At 35.0% G+C, this 18,483-nt stretch carries 17 protein-coding genes; 3 read left to right on the top strand and 14 right to left on the bottom strand.

Going from position 1 to position 18,483, the window contains the following annotated elements; genetic code table 11:
- Positions 1-34 precede the first annotated feature (34 nt).
- The 7 genes from G6O73_RS01165 to G6O73_RS01135 form a co-directional block, all read right to left on the bottom strand.
- Positions 35-271: a YkuJ family protein gene (locus G6O73_RS01165; protein WP_083478420.1), complete on the bottom strand. Its 237-nt coding sequence runs from the start codon at positions 269-271 to the stop codon at positions 35-37.
- 107 nt (positions 272-378) lie between these two features.
- Complete coding sequence (locus tag G6O73_RS01160; RefSeq protein WP_057884845.1) at positions 379-1,392, bottom strand: lysylphosphatidylglycerol synthase transmembrane domain-containing protein; 1,014 nt, start codon at positions 1,390-1,392, stop codon at positions 379-381.
- Entirely contained in the window at positions 1,389-2,417 is a 1,029-nt protein-coding gene (locus G6O73_RS01155; RefSeq protein WP_057884844.1) for a glycosyltransferase family 4 protein, read from the bottom strand. Before G6O73_RS01155 ends, G6O73_RS01160 begins: the two co-directional genes overlap by 4 nt.
- A gap of 21 nt (positions 2,418-2,438) precedes the next feature.
- Complete coding sequence (locus tag G6O73_RS01150; protein ID WP_057884843.1) at positions 2,439-3,620, bottom strand: glycosyltransferase family 4 protein; 1,182 nt, start codon at positions 3,618-3,620, stop codon at positions 2,439-2,441.
- A 216-nt stretch (positions 3,621-3,836) separates the two neighbouring features.
- Entirely contained in the window at positions 3,837-5,558 is a 1,722-nt protein-coding gene (gene ptsP / locus G6O73_RS01145; protein ID WP_057884842.1) for a phosphoenolpyruvate--protein phosphotransferase, read from the bottom strand.
- The gene (locus tag G6O73_RS01140) at positions 5,558-5,824 is read right to left on the bottom strand and encodes a phosphocarrier protein HPr (RefSeq protein WP_057884841.1); all 267 of its coding nucleotides are present in this window, start codon (positions 5,822-5,824) and stop codon (positions 5,558-5,560) included. Before G6O73_RS01140 ends, ptsP begins: the two co-directional genes overlap by 1 nt.
- 160 nt (positions 5,825-5,984) lie before the next feature.
- On the bottom strand, positions 5,985-6,209 hold the full coding sequence (locus G6O73_RS01135; RefSeq protein WP_057884840.1) for a hypothetical protein: 225 nt from the start codon (positions 6,207-6,209) through the stop codon (positions 5,985-5,987).
- A gap of 112 nt (positions 6,210-6,321) precedes the next feature.
- Between G6O73_RS01135 and G6O73_RS01130 the strand changes: the two genes are divergently transcribed.
- The 3 genes from G6O73_RS01130 (at position 6,322) to G6O73_RS01120 (ending at position 10,061) form a co-directional block, all read left to right on the top strand.
- A complete protein-coding gene (locus G6O73_RS01130; RefSeq protein ID WP_057884839.1) occupies positions 6,322-8,511 on the top strand; it encodes an ATP-dependent Clp protease ATP-binding subunit in 2,190 nt (729 codons plus the stop codon).
- Positions 8,512-8,665: 154 nt separating this feature from the next.
- Positions 8,666-8,944 (top strand): DUF1827 family protein, encoded by a 279-nt coding sequence (locus G6O73_RS01125; protein WP_057884838.1) that lies wholly within the window; start codon positions 8,666-8,668, stop codon positions 8,942-8,944.
- A 40-nt stretch (positions 8,945-8,984) separates the two neighbouring features.
- Entirely contained in the window at positions 8,985-10,061 is a 1,077-nt protein-coding gene (locus tag G6O73_RS01120) for a MucBP domain-containing protein (protein ID WP_057884837.1), read from the top strand.
- A 64-nt stretch (positions 10,062-10,125) separates the two neighbouring features.
- On the opposite strand, the gene G6O73_RS01115 is transcribed toward G6O73_RS01120, so the two are convergent.
- The 7 genes from G6O73_RS01115 to rlmD all read right to left on the bottom strand — a co-directional run bounded on the left by G6O73_RS01115 (position 10,126) and on the right by rlmD (position 18,472).
- Positions 10,126-11,703, bottom strand: coding sequence for a peptide chain release factor 3 (locus G6O73_RS01115; RefSeq protein WP_057884836.1), 1,578 nt, complete (start codon positions 11,701-11,703; stop codon positions 10,126-10,128).
- A 16-nt stretch (positions 11,704-11,719) separates the two neighbouring features.
- Complete coding sequence (locus G6O73_RS01110) at positions 11,720-13,018, bottom strand: hemolysin family protein (protein WP_057884835.1); 1,299 nt, start codon at positions 13,016-13,018, stop codon at positions 11,720-11,722.
- 46 nt (positions 13,019-13,064) lie between these two features.
- Positions 13,065-14,492: an ATP-binding cassette domain-containing protein gene (locus tag G6O73_RS01105; RefSeq protein WP_057884834.1), complete on the bottom strand. Its 1,428-nt coding sequence runs from the start codon at positions 14,490-14,492 to the stop codon at positions 13,065-13,067.
- 78 nt (positions 14,493-14,570) lie between these two features.
- Positions 14,571-14,960: a glycerol-3-phosphate cytidylyltransferase gene (tagD, locus tag G6O73_RS01100; RefSeq protein ID WP_057884833.1), complete on the bottom strand. Its 390-nt coding sequence runs from the start codon at positions 14,958-14,960 to the stop codon at positions 14,571-14,573.
- 86 nt (positions 14,961-15,046) lie between these two features.
- Positions 15,047-16,162: an AI-2E family transporter gene (locus G6O73_RS01095; protein ID WP_057884832.1), complete on the bottom strand. Its 1,116-nt coding sequence runs from the start codon at positions 16,160-16,162 to the stop codon at positions 15,047-15,049.
- A 247-nt stretch (positions 16,163-16,409) separates the two neighbouring features.
- Entirely contained in the window at positions 16,410-16,958 is a 549-nt protein-coding gene (gene ntdP, locus G6O73_RS01090) for a nucleoside tri-diphosphate phosphatase (RefSeq protein ID WP_057884831.1), read from the bottom strand.
- A gap of 125 nt (positions 16,959-17,083) precedes the next feature.
- Positions 17,084-18,472 (bottom strand): 23S rRNA (uracil(1939)-C(5))-methyltransferase RlmD, encoded by a 1,389-nt coding sequence (gene rlmD / locus G6O73_RS01085; protein ID WP_057884830.1) that lies wholly within the window; start codon positions 18,470-18,472, stop codon positions 17,084-17,086.
- Positions 18,473-18,483: the final 11 nt, after the last annotated feature.

Genomic DNA, 18,483 nt, shown 5'->3' with positions numbered 1-18,483 from the left:
AAAATTGGAATAAAGTTGCTTTTCAGCAGAATTATTAATCTGTCAAAAGATCATATATTTCCATCGCTACTAAATCAATATCATCAAATTCAAATTTTTGCTGACTTTTGATTTCGGCTAAATTGAATGTTTTTGTTGCACTATCATAAGTAACAATTGCAACCTGTTGTCCGTTTTTTTCAAACCTTCGACTTGCTTGTTCCTCTTCAACATCAGTTGTCATAGAATCAAGTCGCGAAATAATAGCTGCTAACTTTGAACTCACTTCAATACACTCCTTTATATTTTATCATTCCCAAATACTACGCTTTATCAATTCTACCAGAATTTAAACACTAAACCAGCAAAAAGTATTCTTTTTAGAAAATCTTTATCAGATTACTGCTTAATCTTTTTAGGTCGTACAACTAAAGCTATCATTCCCAGCAATATTCCTAAATAATAAGTCAGTAACCGCCACAGTAACATTGCTAAAACTAATTTACTGGAGTTAGTAATAAAACTAGAAAAAATAGTTGAAAAACTGTATTCTGCTCCACCAGAGCCGCCAGGAATTGGGAATAGAGAAATAACCATTACAATCAAAATGTGAAATGTCGTAACGAGCAGCAAGCTTACATGCTGTTCGCCCAATGATAATAAGATAAAATAAGGAACAATATAATAAAACATTAACTGGATTAAAGTTATTATCCCTATTTTCATCAATAAGCGACCATCTCGCTTTAACCGCAAACTTTCTTGGTAGAAATTATTTATTTTTTCATCTAGAATCTCTTCCCAGCGATCAATTTTAGAAGAATTCCTAAAAAGTCTAAGTAACTTAAACAGGAGTTTTACTGATTTTCTCGTAAAAGAATACCAATACATCACTAACAATAAACCAATTATCACTGCAAAATGGATTAAAAAACCAAATAAAAAAAGCAATGACAAAGCATGCATTTTACTAGCTAGAAAATGGAAACCAATAAATAATGCCACAATGAAATTAACAACAATCATTGACTGATAGACAACAAATTTCATTAATAAAACTGATGTTGCTTGTCCAGCATCAACACCTGCTTGAACTAGAGCAAATAACTGAGCTGGTTGGCCTCCAGAAGAAAATGGCGTAATGCCATTAAAAAGCTGCTCAACTAACGGGATTCTTAAAGCAGATTGTAACGGAAAGTCCATCGTCTCACGTCGCAATAAAACTTTGACAACTATGGCTTCTAAAAAATATGAAATCAGCATACTAAATACAGCAGCTACTAACCAACCCCATTTCAAAGTTGCTAAATCTCTGATTAAGGAGTTAAATGAAATATCACGCAAAGAGAAAGCTGTAATAGCTAAGCCAAATAATAACATTAAAATTAATACTATTTTATTTCGACTTGTCATTTTTTATTTAACCTACTTTGCTGGACATAAAAATTCAGCCATTGATTAGCAAGCCTTTCTTCAGAATACTCTTTAGCTATCTTAGCTGCCTTAGCTTGATATTTCACTAGCAAATCTCGATCCTTAACTAAAGCTAATATGTTCTCTGCCAATTCAGCAAAATTTTTTCCTGCCAGATAGTTGCTTTTTATAATAGCTTGATAAAGATCCAGATCTCGCAATAAAATTGGCAAGCCACAACTGGCAGCTTCCAAAATACTCATTGGAAAAAGTTCATTAAAAGATGGTAGCAAAAACAAATCAGCCGCATTGTAGTAATCACCCATCCGATCACGTTCTACAATGCCGGGAAACTGTAAATTTTGTGGTGGATTTTTAACAATCTCTTTTAATTTATCAAAACCATCTGTTATTCTCCCAAATGAAAAACCACCAACCCAAATAAATTGGAGTTCAGGAAATTTTTTCGCCAATTTGATAAAGTCAAAAACACCTTTTCTCTCCTGAATTTGGCCGACTCCTAAAACAACAAATTTATTTAAGGGAATATTAAGCTGTTGACGCAAGTTATTCTTTTGATTTTGATCAACTTGATGAAAGTCACTCTTAGAAACAAAATTAGGAATATAAGTTATTTTTTCAGGACTAATACCATATTTAGCAAGTGCCGGAATAAAACTCGGATTAACAACTACTAAATGATCCATTCGTCGATAAAAGGAAATAACATAATGACAAAAAATAGCTTTAAAAGGCTGAATCAACTTTAAACTACCTTCTAGAGTTTCTGGAAGAAAATGAACATATCCAATTTTTTGACCACGTCCAGGGAAAAACGTTGAAATGTAAAATTGCGGGTCAACTGTATGGTAGTGACTAATATCTGTACGAGAATATTTGTTGTAAGAAACTATCAATTTATCTGAAAAGTTCCGTTGCAGCAAACCAATTAACTCAGTATAGGCACTTCCAACTCCCTGTCCTTTGATTTTCGTAGCCGAAGAAAACATGTTCACTTTAAGCATTCGTTAAACCCCTTTATAAACCTAACTGATCTCTCCTGAATGACTTGTTTCTCTTTCTTTTGAATATATAGCCTGACAGTCATGGTAAAATTGAATTACTTTTTCTCCAAAATCAGCAGCCGAAATCGCTGATAATTTTTGATTCAATTTGTTCGTTTCAATCGATTGCTGACTCGTCGTTAAATATTCAAATAGAATATTAGCCAAGTCGTCCAACTTTTCAAACGTCATTCCGAATTCTTTGTCACTTAGTAAGTCGTCTGTATATGGACTATGTGTTGTAACAACTTTCAATCCCGATGCCAATGCTTCAATATATGTTAAACCTTGAGATTCTGAAACTGATGTTGATACAAAAAGGTCAGCAGCATGATAATAGTCAGCAACTTGATCGTTAGATATCTCACCAGTAAACAAAACATTTGGCTGGATATTCAACTCCGCCACTTGCTGCTCTAAATCTTCTCTCGCCGGTCCATCACCAACAATCATCAATAAAACATTTGGTAACAGATGGCACAATTGGGGCATAACACTAATTAACCGGTCAATATCTTTTTCATACGCTAGTCTACTCAAAGTTAACAGCAAAGGTGTTTGTTCTTTTATTTGATATTTTTTTCGAATATCCAATTTTACCGGTTGACGATACTTCTGTAAATTTACACCAGTTGGGATAACTGTAATTGGCGACTTGACTCCGTACCCCTCAAGTGTAGTTAAGACTCTTTCACTTGGAGCAATTATCCCGGTCATATGGTAACAAAAAGAACGCGACATTTGCTTAACGTGGTGCGGCTTTAACAGTTTTCCTTTGGCAACATAATGCAAATAATCCTCATACATCGTGTGATAAGTATGAATGCAAGGAATTTTTAAATTTTTAGCAACAAATTTGCCAATCCATCCCATTGAGAACTCCGTTTGTGTATGGACAATATCAAGCTGCAGTTCTTTAGCAACTTGATACGCTCTAAATAAACCGCGAACAGCAATTCTACGATCAGTAAATGAAATAAATGGGATGCTGGTAAATCTAAATATATTTTTTTCATATTCATCAGAAGCTACTTTAGGATCAGTAGTCGTAAAAATATAGACGTGGTGCCCCTGACTTTCAAGTTGTTCTTTAAGTGTTTTAATGGAGGTGGCCACACCGCTGACTTGCGGATAATAAGTATCTGTAAAAATCCCGATATTCACGTGTATCCTCCTTAACTAAGTTAATCACATTAATTATATTGTTTCTATCCAATATATGCAATCATTCAAAAGGCCTTCATTTAAATTAACATAAAATCTTAAGGAAAGATTAGCTCTACTTAATTCAAAACAATTAATGATTTTAAAGAAAAAAGGGAGCAATGCCAATTTGGCTTACGCTCCCCTTTTTACTCTTCTAAAAGAATCACTCTTAATCTAGAGTGATAAGTTTTTAACTAATGAAACAACTTCTTCCGTTGTTTCACACTCAGTAACCGCCTTTTGAGCTAACTGCTTCATTTCTGCGGTATTAAGTTTTTTCATCAAACTACGGGTCTTCAAAATTGATGTGGCGCTCATCGAAAATTCATCTAAGCCTAAACCAACCAATAATGGAACTGCAATCTGATCTCCAGCCATTTCACCACACATACCAGTCCATTTACCCTCAGCATGAGATGCCTCAATAATATTCTTAATCAAGCGAAGAATCGATGGATTATATGGTTGGTAAAGATATGACACACGTTCGTTTCCACGATCTGCTGCCATTGAATACTGAATTAAATCATTTGTTCCAATACTGAAGAAGTCAGCATATTTTGCTAATTTATCAGCTATCATCGCAGCTGCTGGAATTTCCATCATCATACCTACTTCAACATCATCAGCTACAGGTACGCCAGCCTTAACTAACTTAGCTTTTTCTTCCTCATAAATCGCTTTAGCTGCTTTAAATTCTTTAACAGTAGCAATCATTGGAAACATAATAGCTAACTTACCATAATGAGAAGCACGTAATAAAGCACGTAATTGCGTCCGGAAGATATCTTGACGATCTAAGCTAATTCGAATAGCACGATAACCCAAGAAAGGATTCATTTCATCAGGTAACGGTAAATATGGCAACTCTTTGTCACCACCGATGTCCATCGTTCGAATCACTACTTGTTTACCATTCATGCCTTCAACAGCTTTTTTGTAGGCTTCAAACTGATCATCTTCAGTAGGCAATTCACTTGCATCCATATACAGAAACTCCGAACGGAATAAGCCGACAGCTTCTGCACCATTATCAGTGGCACCCACTACATCCTTAGGTGTCCCAATATTAGCTCCTAAAATCAATTTCTTTCCATCCGCTGTTAGAGAATCTGCTGATTTTAACTGTTTCCATTCAGCTTTTTGTTTAGCAAAATCAGCCGCTTTTTGATGGTAGTGTTCAATTTCAGCTTTGGTAGGTTCAACTAATGCTTCGCCACCAATACCATCAATAATCACTAATTGTCCTTCTTCAATGTCCTTTGTTGCCGACTGTGAGCCAACAACAGCTGGTATTTCCAAAGTTCGTGACATAATTGCAGAATGAGAAGTCCGCCCACCAATGTCAGTTATAAATCCTTTAACATATTTCCGGTCAAGTTGAGCAGTATCTGAAGGCGTCAAATCATGAGCAACAATAACTACTTCTTCATTAATTAATGCTGGATTAGGTAATTTAACTCCTAGTAAATGAGCTAATACTCGCTTACAAACATCACGAATATCTCCTGCCCGTTCCTGCATATATTTATTGTCAGTCATATTTTCAAAAATTGAGATAAACTCAGTAGCTACATCTTGTAAAGCCTTCTCAGCATTAACTTTCTCATCTTTGATCTTACTTTTAATTTTACCGAAAAACTCAGGATCAGCTAAAATAGTCAAATGTGCTTCGAAAACGGCTGCCTCAGCCTCACCCAGATTTGCAGTTGCCTTTTCTTTAATCAACTGCAATTCTTTTTCGGAATCAGCAACTGCTTGATTTAAACGTGCAATTTCTGAAGTTGGGTCTTCAACATTTTCTTCTTGGAAAGTCAAGTCTGGCTGCACCAGCATGTATGCTTTAGCAACAGCAACTCCATCACTGGCAGCTATTCCCTTTAACACTTTCGTCATTATTCAGCAAGTCCTTCTTTCTTCATTGCTTCTTCAATAGCTGCCAAAGCATCAGCTGCATCATCACCGTCAGCTGCAATTGTAACATCAGCATTCTGGCCTACGCCGAGTGACATTACACCCATGATTGACTTCAAGTTAACTGACTTATCTTTGTAAGTCAAAGTAATATCTGAGTTGAATTTGCTGGCCGCCTGAACTAATAAAGTTGCTGGACGTGCATGAATACCTGTTTCTGCAATAATATGAAAGTCTTTCTTTTCCATTTAAATCAAGCTCCTTTTGTAATGTTGATAGAAAATTCAAGAACAGCACTTCAATTCCTGAAAAGCCTTTTAAGAACGCGTTTTCATCAGAATTGGCAATACTTTCCCTGCTGAAGTAAATGTTAGCATGAATTGCTTGATAAAACAAGTTTATAAAGCATTATTGTGTTGGATTATCATTATAATGGTAATAAACTATTCCTTGTTGATGAGCAATCCCGACAATGCGCTTTCTTTGTCGGAAATTCATGAAAGCCACTTGAAAACTCATGAACTCTTTCGGTTCGATTTTGATTTCATCAATTTCCCCGGCTACTAATTTATCTAATAATTCCTGATAATTGCGTTCTTCCAAAAAATCACCCTCACATGTTTTTTTTATCATATCACACAAGCTTCCAACTTGCGCTAAAAATCAGATGTAGTATACTTATAGTCAAAGGTCAAAGATAGTCAAAGAGGCCTTTAGTTAATTTTATGAAAGGTAGTGAAAGACGATGATTTGTCAAAATTGCCATCAAAATCCCGCGACAATTCATTTATCAACCACTGTAAATGGTCGACAAACCTCGATTGATCTCTGTCAAAATTGTTATCGAGAACTAAAAGATCATGCTCAGCAAAATAATCCTCAAGCGATGATGCAAGATCCATTTGGATTTGGTAGCTTGGATGATCTTTTTCGTTCCATGAGCAATGGAAGTTCTGCTGCTCAGCACCAATTTCAACAGCCCCAAGCTGCTGCAGGTAATGGAAATAACCGAGGCGGCGGAATCTTACAACAATACGGGCTTGATTTAACCGCTGAAGCAAAAAATAATCGTATCGATCCAGTTATTGGTCGCGATAAAGAAATCGCTCGTGTAATTGAGATTCTGAATCGTCGAACTAAAAACAACCCTGTTTTAATTGGCGAAGCTGGAGTAGGCAAAACAGCTGTTGTCGAAGGCTTAGCTCAAAAAATTGTTAATGGAGACGTCCCACAAAAACTTTTAAACAAACGAGTTTTTCGACTGGATGTTGTTTCCTTGGTTCAGGGTACTGGTATTCGTGGTCAATTTGAACAACGAATGCAACAATTGATGCAAGAACTTCGCAAACAACCAGAGATTATTTTGTTTATCGATGAAATCCATGAAATCGTGGGTGCTGGTAATGCAGAAGGTGGGATGGATGCCGGTAATGTTTTAAAACCAGCTCTAGCACGTGGTGAAATTCAATTAATTGGAGCAACCACTCTTAATGAATATCGCAAAATTGAAAAAGATGCAGCATTAGCTAGGCGCTTTCAGCCAATCCAAGTTGACGAACCTTCTGTGGCAGAAACCGTACAAATCTTAAAGGGCATTCAAACAAAATACGAAAAATACCATCATGTTAAATACACAGTTGAGGCTTTGAAATCAGCGGTTGAATTGTCTAACCGATATATTCAAGATCGTTTTTTGCCTGATAAGGCAATCGATTTATTAGATGAAGCCGGTTCGAGAAAAAATTTAACAATTCAAGCCGTTGATCCGCAAGTCATTGAACAAAAAATCAAAACAGCTGAAAATCAAAAGCAAGCAGCTTTAAAAAGAGAAGATTACGAAAAAGCTGCTTATTATCGCGACCAAGCTAATAAATTTTCACAAATGCGTGAACAAAAAACAGGTGAAACTACGACTCCAACTGTAACCGAAAAAGACATGGAAAAAATCATTGAGGAAAAAACTAACATTCCAGTTGGTGAACTCAAGCAAAAAGAACAACAACAGTTACGAGACCTAGCAAAGTCGCTTGAAAAACATGTTATTGGTCAAAATTTAGCTGTTGATAAAGTTGCCCGGGCAATCCGGCGCAATCGAATTGGTTTCAATAAATCTGGTCGTCCAATTGGTTCCTTCTTATTCGTTGGCCCGACCGGTGTTGGAAAAACTGAAACTGCTAAACAATTGGCTCGTGAATTATTTGGAACCACTGATGCCTTAATCCGCTTCGATATGAGTGAATATATGGAAAAACATTCTGTTTCAAAATTGATTGGATCCCCTCCTGGCTATGTGGGTTATGAAGAAGCCGGTCAATTAACTGAACAGGTTCGGCGTCATCCCTACAGTTTAATTTTATTAGATGAAATTGAAAAAGCTCATCCGGATGTCATGCACATGTTCTTGCAAATTCTTGATGATGGCCGTTTAACTGATTCTCAGGGTCGAACTGTCAGCTTTAAAGACACGATTATTATCATGACTTCTAATGCTGGTAGCGGTGATGCAGTCGCTAATGTTGGTTTTGGTGCTACAGCTTCGGGGAAAAATCACTCTGTAATCGATAATTTGTCTAAATATTTCAAGCCAGAATTTCTTAATCGTTTTGATGACATTGTCGAATTTAACCCACTAACCAAACCAGATTTACTAAAAATTGTTTCACTAATGTTGACTGATGTTGAAAAAATGCTAGTGCCTCAAGAAATCAGTTTAAAAGTTACAACTCCAGCCAAAGAAAAATTAGTCGAATTAGGTTATGATCCCAAAATGGGTGCGCGACCGTTAAGACGCATTATTCAGGAACAAATTGAAGATGGAATCGCAGATTACTATTTAGAACATCCCGAAAACAAATCTTTATTAGCTACAACAATAGATAATAAAATAAAAATACAACCTGTCGAAAAAAAGCCAACAAGCAAAAAAGCAAATTAACATAATTAAGAAATTGCAGAGATTAGGGAATTTACTACCTAATCTCTTTTTTATTTGGCTAAGTTAAAAAATTATCAATTTATCTTGACCTTTTAGTTCATTTATTCAACACTTTTGGCTATAATAAACTTATAGAATAGAGGAGGAGATATCTATGCATTTAATTGATGTTAGCAATAGCTACTCACGAAAAATCAAACATGAATTAGAAAATTCAGCAACTCATTTCATTAAAGTTTACACTTTAGGTAATAGTCGAGTCGTTTTCAAAAGAAACAGTCTGGATGAAGAAATAATTATTTCTAACAAAAATCGAAGTATTTCTGACGATGAAATAAAATTTATTTTAAATGAACTCGTTAAAAATAAAAAAGATGCTGCTAAAGTTACACGAACAGATAGTGTTGTCCAAATTAGCCTAACAGTTCATTAATTAATGTTTATATTAGTTGTTATAAAGGTGGTGATCAAATTTGTCAGTCAGTAGTTTTCTAAAGAAAGTTTTCCAAACTTTTAAAAGCAGTGATTCAGCAACTGCCAACCAAATTCCCCCAAAATCAACTGACGAAGTCTCCACTAAGGCAACGAAAAAGCCAGAACAGCAGAAATCCCTTTCACAATTAGCTAATAATAAAGTAGAATTAAAGCAGCCTAATGAAATTAGTCAAGAAAAACAAAATGCTGTTCTTTTGCTAATTTATCAAGACGAACAGCAACACGAAATTGCTCGTCCACAACTAATTAGTGGTTTAATTGGACAAAAGATTCAATTTAAGCTTCGTAAATTATCGAATTACAACTTAATAAACATCAAGGGGTTTAATGACCACTTCTTTTCCCAATATGCAATTATGGTGTTACTCTATCAAAAACAAGACGGAGCTCCAATCCGAATTACTTTTAAAAATTACGATAATAATAATAGTTTATTACCTGCTCAACTTTTAAAGGGGAAAATTGGAGAAGCTTATCAAATTTTTTCACCAGAAATTAATAATTTCAATTTACAAACTGTTGATGGAAAAATTAAGGGTTTTTTTACTCACCAACTTCAACAAGTAACTTTGTATTATCGTTACAATGAGTGGGAGTCTGTTGAAAAATCAGACATTTCTTTTGTTTTATTAAAAGATATTTTTTGCTTTACAAGAATTGATGATTCCAATCCCCTGTTACTTTTAAGAGCTGGAACTGTTTGGCAAACTTTTAAACGAATTATTTTATATTCCCAAGAAATTTGGTATAGTTTAGGAGCCTTTTGGATAAAATATCAGCCAGAAGCCATGTCTATTCAGAAAAAACAGCAACCTTTAATTGATAATTCTGATTTTCTTTTATTAGGAAAAGCAAGTCCGGTTAATCAGCCAGCTAAAATCAATTTTACTGATACTTCTTTGGTCCATTATTTTGATTATCCCAATGGACAATGGATTGGAAAAATCGCTAATCAAACAAAAGTCAGCATAACTACCAAAATAAAAATTGATGATATTTTATGGTATGAACTAGCTGATTATGGTTGGCTACCAGCACACTACCTTAACTTTTAAAAATAAGCAAAGGAGTTTAGATAAAAAGTATCTAAACTCCTTTGTTTATTCGGGTTAATATTATCTAAAGTTTTGCTGTTAATTTAATATCAGGATACTTATCCTTAAACCATCTCTCAGAAAATTCATTTTCAAATAAGAATAATGGCATTCCTAGACGATCTTTAACCAGTAGATTTCGAGATGAAGACATTTTTTCATCTAATTGTTCTGGGTCAATCCAGCGAGCAATTTTATGACCGATAGAATCCATCACGACATCAGAATGATATTCATTTTTCATTCTGAATTGGAAAACTTCAAATTGTAATTGTCCGACTGCGCCAAGAATGTACTCCCCAGTTGAATAACTTTGATAAAGCTGAACCGCACCTTCTTGAACCAATTGTGCTATCCCTTTATGAAATGATTTTTGCTTCATCACATTTTTAGCGGTAACTTTTACAAAAAGTTCTGGCGTAAACTGTGGTAATTTTTCAAATTTAACAGCTTGCTTTCCTGTATAAATTGTATCACCTATTTGAAAATTCCCGGTATCATATAACCCAACAATATCACCAGCGACTGCTTCTTCAACCGTTTCACGAGAATCAGCCATAAACTGTGTTGAATTCGCTAAACGCAATTTTTTCCCTGTGCGTTGTAAAATAACATCCATTCCGCGCTCAAAGCGACCCGAACAGACGCGAACAAAAGCTATTCGATCACGGTGATTAGGATTCATGTTAGCCTGAATTTTAAAAATGAATCCACTAAATGCATGGTCACTCGGCTCAATCAATTGTTTAGCTTCTGTCTGATGACTGGCTGGCGCAGGTGCAAATTTCAAATACGCATCTAAAAATGTTTTTACACCAAAATTTGTTAATGCTGAACCAAAGAACACTGGCGTCAACTTCCCAGTAGCAACTTTATCTGTATCTAACTGATTTCCGGCAGCTTGTAGTAGTTCAACTTCTTCTAAAACTTGCCGGTAAATGCTTTCCCCTTTTAACGGATTATCCTCAGTCAGTTCACCATTTTGATTAAGTGTCAAAAAAGACTCTGAATGATCTTCTCGACGATACAATTCAATTCGATGGTTAAACAGATCATAAATTCCTTTCAAACCTTTCCCCATACCAATTGGCCAATTCATTGCGTAAGCATCGATCTGTAAAACCTCTTCCAGTTCAGTTATTAAATCTAAAGGTGCCCGGCCGTCACGATCAAGTTTATTAATAAAAGTAAAAATCGGAATCCCCCGCATTCGACAAACTTGAAATAATTTTTTTGTTTGCGGTTCAATTCCTTTAGCAGAATCAATTACCATGACTGCAGAGTCAACTGCCATTAGTGTTCGATAAGTATCTTCTGAAAAATCTTCATGCCCCGGTGTATCTAAAATATTAATTCTTTTCCCAGCATAATCAAATTGCATTACCGAACTTGTGACCGAAATACCACGTTTTTTTTCAATTTCCATCCAATCTGATTTTGCAAAATTACCTGACTTTTTTGCTTTTACCGTCCCAGCCTTGCGAACGACCCCACCAAACAATAATAATTGCTCCGTAATGGTTGTTTTTCCTGCATCAGGGTGAGAAATGATCGCAAAGGTTCGTCTTTTACTAACCTCTGCTGTTAAACTATCGCTTTTCATAAATAACCTCTCTTTATTAATTATTTACTGACTGCTTAATTTGTTTTTCATGTTGAACATGGGCAATTGCTAAGCCCGATGGCAAAGTTACTTTAACTTGAAGAATACGAGAATCTTCAATCTTTTCCGTCAACAAAATCACATCTTCTGGCGTTCTCAGCTCAACTTTTTCTCCATCAGCTGGTATTGCACTTAATCCGGCAATAATATATCCAGCAATTGTATCAACCTCATTATCATATAAGTGAGTTCCAAATTCTTCATTAAAATCATCCAATGGTAGTCGTCCTTCAACAATATACTGATTATCGGCTATCTTTTGATAATGTTGATTTGGAATATCTGACTCATCACTAATTTCTCCGACAATTTCTTCAATAATATCTTCAAGTGTTACTAATCCCACTACTCCGCCGTATTCATCAAACAGAATTGCCATTTGATTATGCGTCCTCTTTAATTCAATCAAACAATCATCGACTGTCATCGTTTCCGGAATAAATAGAGCCGCTTGCATAATGCGTCGCAATTTTAAATGCTCAAAGCCTTCTTCACGAGCAGAACGTAAAAGGTTTTTAATATGCACCACTCCGACAATATTATCCTTTGTTTCATTAAAAACAGGTATTCTTGAATAGGGCTGTTGAATAATTGCATCAATATTACGATCATTGTCATTTTGAATATCAACCATAAATGCATCTGTTCGCGCAATCATAATCTCTCGCACCATTTTTTGGTGAATTGAAATTACTCCCTCTACCATTTTAAAAGTTTCGGGTTTGAAATCATTATCCGTGGATTCTTTTAACAACATTTCTTGAAAATTCGCAATTATTTTCTGCTGCCCTGAAATCTCTAATTTTTTTTTATCATTAATTGAATACTTTTTAACAATCAAAAAGAGTTTAGTTAAAGGATAGCAAATAAAGCGTATGGGTATTGTCCATTTTATTAATCGTAAACCAACTAATAATGGTCTACGCCTTGCCAACTCAGTTAAACAAATATTGATTACAACAAATGCTAACACTGTTAATACTAAATACCACCAATCAAAACTTGACAAATTCTGACCGATTAAAAGACCCAACAACCCAAATCCAATCCAGTCACACAATATATTAATCAAATTTAAATTTGTAAGTTGCTGTTTCAACAGTAAAATTTTTTCTCTTTGTAAGTCATCTAACCTTGGAAAAGTTTCGTTCAATTGTTGACAAGCAACTCTAATCATTCGGACTAGTTGCCCGTTTACTAACAAAAATAAAATAATCATCAAGCTGACCTCTGCCGGTCCAGCATCAGAATTCATAATTTCAACTCCAATATTAAGGTTTTGTATAGCATTTAACTTTTATTTACTTTGGAACGCGAATTACGGAACCGGCTTTTAAATCAGCTTCTGAAGAAATATTATTAATTTTCTTAATTGTGTTAACGTCGGTTGCATATTTTTCAGCTAAGCCTTCCAACGTATCTCCACTATTAACGTTAATCGTCTGTGTGTTAGCTTTCAAGGATGACTCACTTGCACTGGAAGCTGAAGCCGCTTTGGCTGAACTCTCAGAAGCCGCGCTAGCTGCTTTCACTGAACTTTCTGAAACACTTTTAGAACTTGCGGCTGCCTTACTTGCAGCTAAAGATGACTGTTTTTTCTTGGAACTGCGCTGTTCCTTTAATGAACTAACTCGTTTTTCGCTACTCGTCAAAGTCGTTTTTTGTTCACTCTTCAATTTAGATTTATTTGCCTGTGACAAATATCCCCAACTTCCTAATCCAATTACACCAAGTAGTACAACTATCCAAATTAGGCGCTGCTTATTTCTTTTAGACATCTTTTTTTTGTTTGCCGGAGTTTTCTTTGCAGCATTTTTTTCTATTGCTGCTACAGGATCAGCACCTCTTTCTTTAAAAAAGGCGCGGCGCATTTTAGGTTCGTCTTTACGAGTAAATCCGTGTTTAAATTGTTCAACTTTAAATTCCTCATAAATCTGAGCTATATCAAAGTTTTGACTGTCTTTCTTTTTCTTTGCAAAATACTTATTTTTTTCCGGTAAAGTTGCATTTCGTAGCCAGTCTTGAAAATATTCATATTGCAACATAACATCCGGAGTCGGCCCCAGTTGTTGAACCTTACCAAATTGCAACCACAAGGTCCTTTCACAAAAGCGTTCAACATTCACTAAATTAACGTCAGCGACTAGCAAAGCAACTCCTGAATCTTTTAATTCTTGCAACTTTTGATTTACTTGCTGACTATAGGGAATATCCAGTGCATTTAAGACATTATCTAAAACAATCATTTCTGGCTCGGTAAACATTGCAATCGTTAAAGAAAGTCTAGCATACATTCCTACTGAATATTCTCTAACCGGTCGTTCCAACCAGTTACCTAACTCACAAAAGTCAATTATACCATTTAATAAATGTTTAGCTTTAAATTCATCAATATCCATCTTAGTAATTTGTGACTTAATATTCTCTAATCCCGTAAAGTTTTCATCTAGTCCGGCCCGGCTGCTTGCATAATTTATTTTGGCATTTAAGGTCGTAAAACCAGTTGTCTGTTTTAATCTTCCAGCCAATATTTCGGTTAAAGTTCGTTTTCCTGAGCCATTAATTCCGATTAACCCAACCGCTTCCCCAGGATTAACTGTCAAAGAAACTCCTTGCAATGGCCAGAATGACTTATTTTTTGCTAGTGGACTTTTCTTATTAACTGACTCTTTTTTTTCAGTAATCAGTGGTTGTTCTTTAGTTATATATTTTATTTCTATTTTTTTCATTTTTACACCCAAAATCTTCTTTATCATAAAAAAGCTTTGGCCATTTGTAGTATAGGAGTCCAAAGCTTCTCAAAAGTACTAATCCGTACCCAAATCTTTTTTAATTTTTGTAGTTGAAATACCCTCTGTTCTGGGCAAATAGACAACTTGACAATAATCATTTAAAAAGTCAAATTTGCCTTGCCAATCATCTCCCATAACAAAAACATCAACTTTGTACTCTAACACATCTTTCACTTTTTGTTCCCAATTATTTTCTGGTATAACTAAATCAACATATTTAATCGCTTCTAAAACATATTTACGATCCTCATAAGACATATATGCCTTTTTTCCCTTCAAAGCATTAAACTCATCACTAGACAATCCTACAATTAATTTATCTCCTAAATCAGCAGCACGTTTGAGTAAACGAACATGTCCTTTATGCAATAAATCAAATGTTCCATATGTTAAAACTGTTTTCATTTTTATTTATCCTTTATGATTAATCAATTTTAATTACATACAATAAAGCTATCACGCTAATTCTCCATCGTCAAGTTGGACAATAGTTATTCAGCTTGATGTAAATGATATAAATCTATCAAATATTTTACTACGGTTTTTAAAACGGCATAGGTCGGTACAGCCAAAATCATGCCAATAATTCCAGCTAAGTTTCCAGCCACTAGTAATAAAATAATGATTGTTAATGGGTGAATTGCTAATGATTTGCCAATAACATTCGGATACACTAAATTACCATCAACCTGTTGCACAATAACGCAAACAATGATTACCAGCAATGCCTTTCCCGTTGAAAAAGTTAAGCCTAAAATCAATGCTGGAAAAATTCCAATATAAGGTCCAACATATGGAATAATATTTGTCATTCCTGCCGTTACACCTAACAAAAAGGCATATGGCAATCCAATAATCCAATAACCGATCGACGTAAAAGTGGCAATAAACAAACATTCAATAACTTGACCAGCTATATAACGTGAAAGTGTAGTATTTAATTTCTTCATTAATTCTGCAACCTGCTTTTCATGTCTCGAAGGAAAAATCTTTTGCAAATTAGGAATTAATTGTTGTCCATCTTTCAACATATAAAACAAAATAAATGGGATAGTGATAATCGTAACCGTAATGGTAGTTATTGTTCCAATAACTACCCCTAAACTATTGGTTAAAGAACCCGCAAAGCTCTCAAGAGTTTTCAAAAAATTATTCTGAATTTTAGTCGTATAATTGGTAAGTTTTAGTTTTTTTACCCATTCAACGTGACTTAAGTGCTGGTAATAATCATTGCCAATTTTTTGCAGTCCAGCTATATATTGTGGCATTTGCTTAATTAATTGTCCAATTTCATTAATCAATAAAGGAACTACGATCGCCGCAATTAAGGCAACAATTCCTATTAATAAAATGAATACAATACTAACAGCTACTGTCCGAGAAATTCGATGCTTTCCTACCTTTACTTTCATTAAAAGTTTTACAATCGGATTCACTAGATAATACAAAAAACCAGCAATCAAAACTGGAGCAAATAAAGTTGAAATAAATGTTCCAATCGGCTTAAAAATAAAGTCAATTTTACTACAAACAAAAATTAAAGTAGCTATTAACAATAATTCTAGCGTTACCCATAATAACTTTGAACGTTGCATTTTATTAAACATTCGATTACCTCTTATTTATCAAAGAAAAAGTTAAACCTGTAGACTATCGTACTGCTTGATCTTGGATATTTTTTGAAGATTGTCTCATTCATTCCTACTATACTAACATAACATCCTTCTGACCAAAAATGCAGGTAGGTTTTTAGATTGCGCGTATACAAGCCCAACCAAGTCTAAAGACAAATTAAAAAACTGCGGTCACCGTCGACGTGACCACAGCCTCGTTATAAACACAGCCTTGTTCAACTTACTGCTCTTGACGTGATAATTCTAAATAGCGACTATACCAAATATCAACATATTCTTGAGAAAAAGGACCTTTTTTATGTTCGATCCAATCAACCAAAGTCAAAACATTATGTTTCAATATTCGATCAATTTCTGTTGAATAATGCCATTGTGCTCCATGAAGCTGATATTCATCAACATCCAGTAGTTTTTTTTCTCCACTAGGAAATACTTTGACATCGAGATCATAATCGATATATTTAAGTGCTTCACGATCTAAAACAGCTGGTGATGCTAGGTTGCAATAATAAGAAATGCCATTATCCCTAATCATAGTGATAATATTAAACCAATAGTGTTTATGAAAGTAAACAAGTGCTGGTTCTCGAGTCACCCACCTACGACCATCAGCTTCAGTAACCAATGTATGATCATTACAACCGATTAAAGCATTCTCACTTGTTTTCAAAACCATTGTATCACGCCAAGTTCGGTGTAAACTTCCGTCGTGTTTATAACTTTTGATGGTGATAAAATCACCTTCCTTAGGTTCCTTAGACTGCCGCATAAAAAAACCTGCTTTCTAAAACAGACAGGTGTAACTTACACCGATATCTCTTTTATTATACCAAACATAGCAGTAAAAGCCCAAAACTATCTGGAATAAAAAGCTAATTTTCTAAAATACGGCATTTATTTCAAAGTTAGTTTAACTACAACTTCTGCTCTGGGTGTTTGAGGAAACATATCCACCGGCAGCAAATAATTAATTTGATAAATTCGCGCCAGTTTAACCAAATCACGTGCCAAGGTTGAAGGGTTACATGAAATGTAAACCAACCGCTGAGGTTTTGACTGCAGTAAAGCTTCAAGTAATCGTTGATCCAAGCCAACTCGTGGGGGATCGACAATCGCTGCATCAGGATGAAATCCTTGGTGCAACCATAAAGGCAAAACATCTTCAGCCGTTCCACAAACATATTCTGTATTTGAACAATTATTTATTGAAGCATTTTCTTTAGCATCATTAATTGCTTCAGGAATGGTATCCATTCCCCGAACTGAATTAACCTGATCAGCTAAAAAAATTCCAATTGTTCCAACACCGCAATAAGCATCTAACAAATGATCCGTTGGTTTTAAAGCTAATGCATCCGCAACGATTTGGTACATTTTAGCTGTTTGTTGTGGATTTAGCTGAAAGAAAGCGCGAACAGATAAATTATATTTTTTGGTGCCAAGTTGTTCAGTAATCTTCTCCTGACCAAACAGAATCTTTGTTTTCTCTCCCCAGACTAGTGATTGTCGACCAGGATTAACATTTTGAAAGATCGATACTACTTCCGGTAATGTTTGATGAATTTCTTGAATTAAGGCTGTCTGGTGAATTAATTTTGCTGAATTGGTAACAATCGTTAATTGAACTTGGCGCGTACTGAATGATTCACGAACAATTAGCGTTTTAATAATTCCGGAATTATTTTTTTCATTATAGGCCGGGATACCAAGCTTCTCAATCAAATGGCAAACCTGCCGAACAACTTTCATGGTTAATAATCCTTGCGTGCTAAAATCGGGTAAATCAATTACTTCATGCGTTCCACGGCGGTATAACCCCGCAATTATTTTGCCACCTTTCTCTCTAACTTGAAATTGAGCTTTATTACGATAGAAGTAAGGATTTTTCATCCCAACTGTAGATAGAATTTGGTATTTTTTAAAACCCTGTGGGCGATATTTTTCTAGCGCTTGCTTAACCAAATCTCGCTTAAAATTCAACTGCTGTGGATAAGCTAAATGCTCCAATTCAATTCCACCAACCTGATACACATCTCGTGGAGATACACGATCAGAACTTGTTCGACGAATTCGATGAATCTCAGCGGTTGCATATTTAGGCAAAACTTTAGTAACCTTAGCAACAACAACTTCATTAGGCAGTGCTCCAGTCACAAAAACAATCTTATGTTTAAAGTAGCCGATACCTTCTCCATTAATTCCCAGACGCTTAATTGTTAGCGGAATTTTTTGTCCTTCTTCCAACTGAACTGACGAAATTTTCTTTTGCTTAAAATTATTCATTTTTTGCTCCT

The sequence above is a fragment of the Liquorilactobacillus nagelii DSM 13675 genome (assembly GCF_019444005.1).
In the GTDB taxonomy this organism is placed as follows: Bacteria; Bacillota; Bacilli; order Lactobacillales; family Lactobacillaceae; genus Liquorilactobacillus; species Liquorilactobacillus nagelii.
This window is presented reverse-complemented; position numbering and strand designations above follow the sequence as displayed.

Bases quoted from the DNA above. Each gene is read 5' to 3' on its own strand.
- G6O73_RS01160 (WP_057884845.1), bottom strand. From the start codon at position 1,392: ATGACAAGTCGAAATAAAATAGTATTAATTTTAATGTTATTATTTGGC.
- G6O73_RS01155 (WP_057884844.1), bottom strand. From the start codon at position 2,417: ATGCTTAAAGTGAACATGTTTTCTTCGGCTACGAAAATCAAAGGACAG.
- ptsP (WP_057884842.1), bottom strand. From the start codon at position 5,558: ATGACGAAAGTGTTAAAGGGAATAGCTGCCAGTGATGGAGTTGCTGTT.
- G6O73_RS01140 (WP_057884841.1), bottom strand. From the start codon at position 5,824: ATGGAAAAGAAAGACTTTCATATTATTGCAGAAACAGGTATTCATGCA.
- G6O73_RS01135 (WP_057884840.1), bottom strand. From the start codon at position 6,209: ATGATAAAAAAAACATGTGAGGGTGATTTTTTGGAAGAACGCAATTAT.
- G6O73_RS01130 (WP_057884839.1), top strand. From the start codon at position 6,322: ATGATTTGTCAAAATTGCCATCAAAATCCCGCGACAATTCATTTATCA.
- G6O73_RS01125 (WP_057884838.1), top strand. From the start codon at position 8,666: ATGCATTTAATTGATGTTAGCAATAGCTACTCACGAAAAATCAAACAT.
- G6O73_RS01115 (WP_057884836.1), bottom strand. From the start codon at position 11,703: ATGAAAAGCGATAGTTTAACAGCAGAGGTTAGTAAAAGACGAACCTTT.
- G6O73_RS01110 (WP_057884835.1), bottom strand. From the start codon at position 13,018: ATGAATTCTGATGCTGGACCGGCAGAGGTCAGCTTGATGATTATTTTA.
- G6O73_RS01105 (WP_057884834.1), bottom strand. From the start codon at position 14,492: ATGAAAAAAATAGAAATAAAATATATAACTAAAGAACAACCACTGATT.
- tagD (WP_057884833.1), bottom strand. From the start codon at position 14,960: ATGAAAACAGTTTTAACATATGGAACATTTGATTTATTGCATAAAGGA.
- G6O73_RS01095 (WP_057884832.1), bottom strand. From the start codon at position 16,162: ATGTTTAATAAAATGCAACGTTCAAAGTTATTATGGGTAACGCTAGAA.
- ntdP (WP_057884831.1), bottom strand. From the start codon at position 16,958: ATGCGGCAGTCTAAGGAACCTAAGGAAGGTGATTTTATCACCATCAAA.
- rlmD (WP_057884830.1), bottom strand. From the start codon at position 18,472: ATGAATAATTTTAAGCAAAAGAAAATTTCGTCAGTTCAGTTGGAAGAA.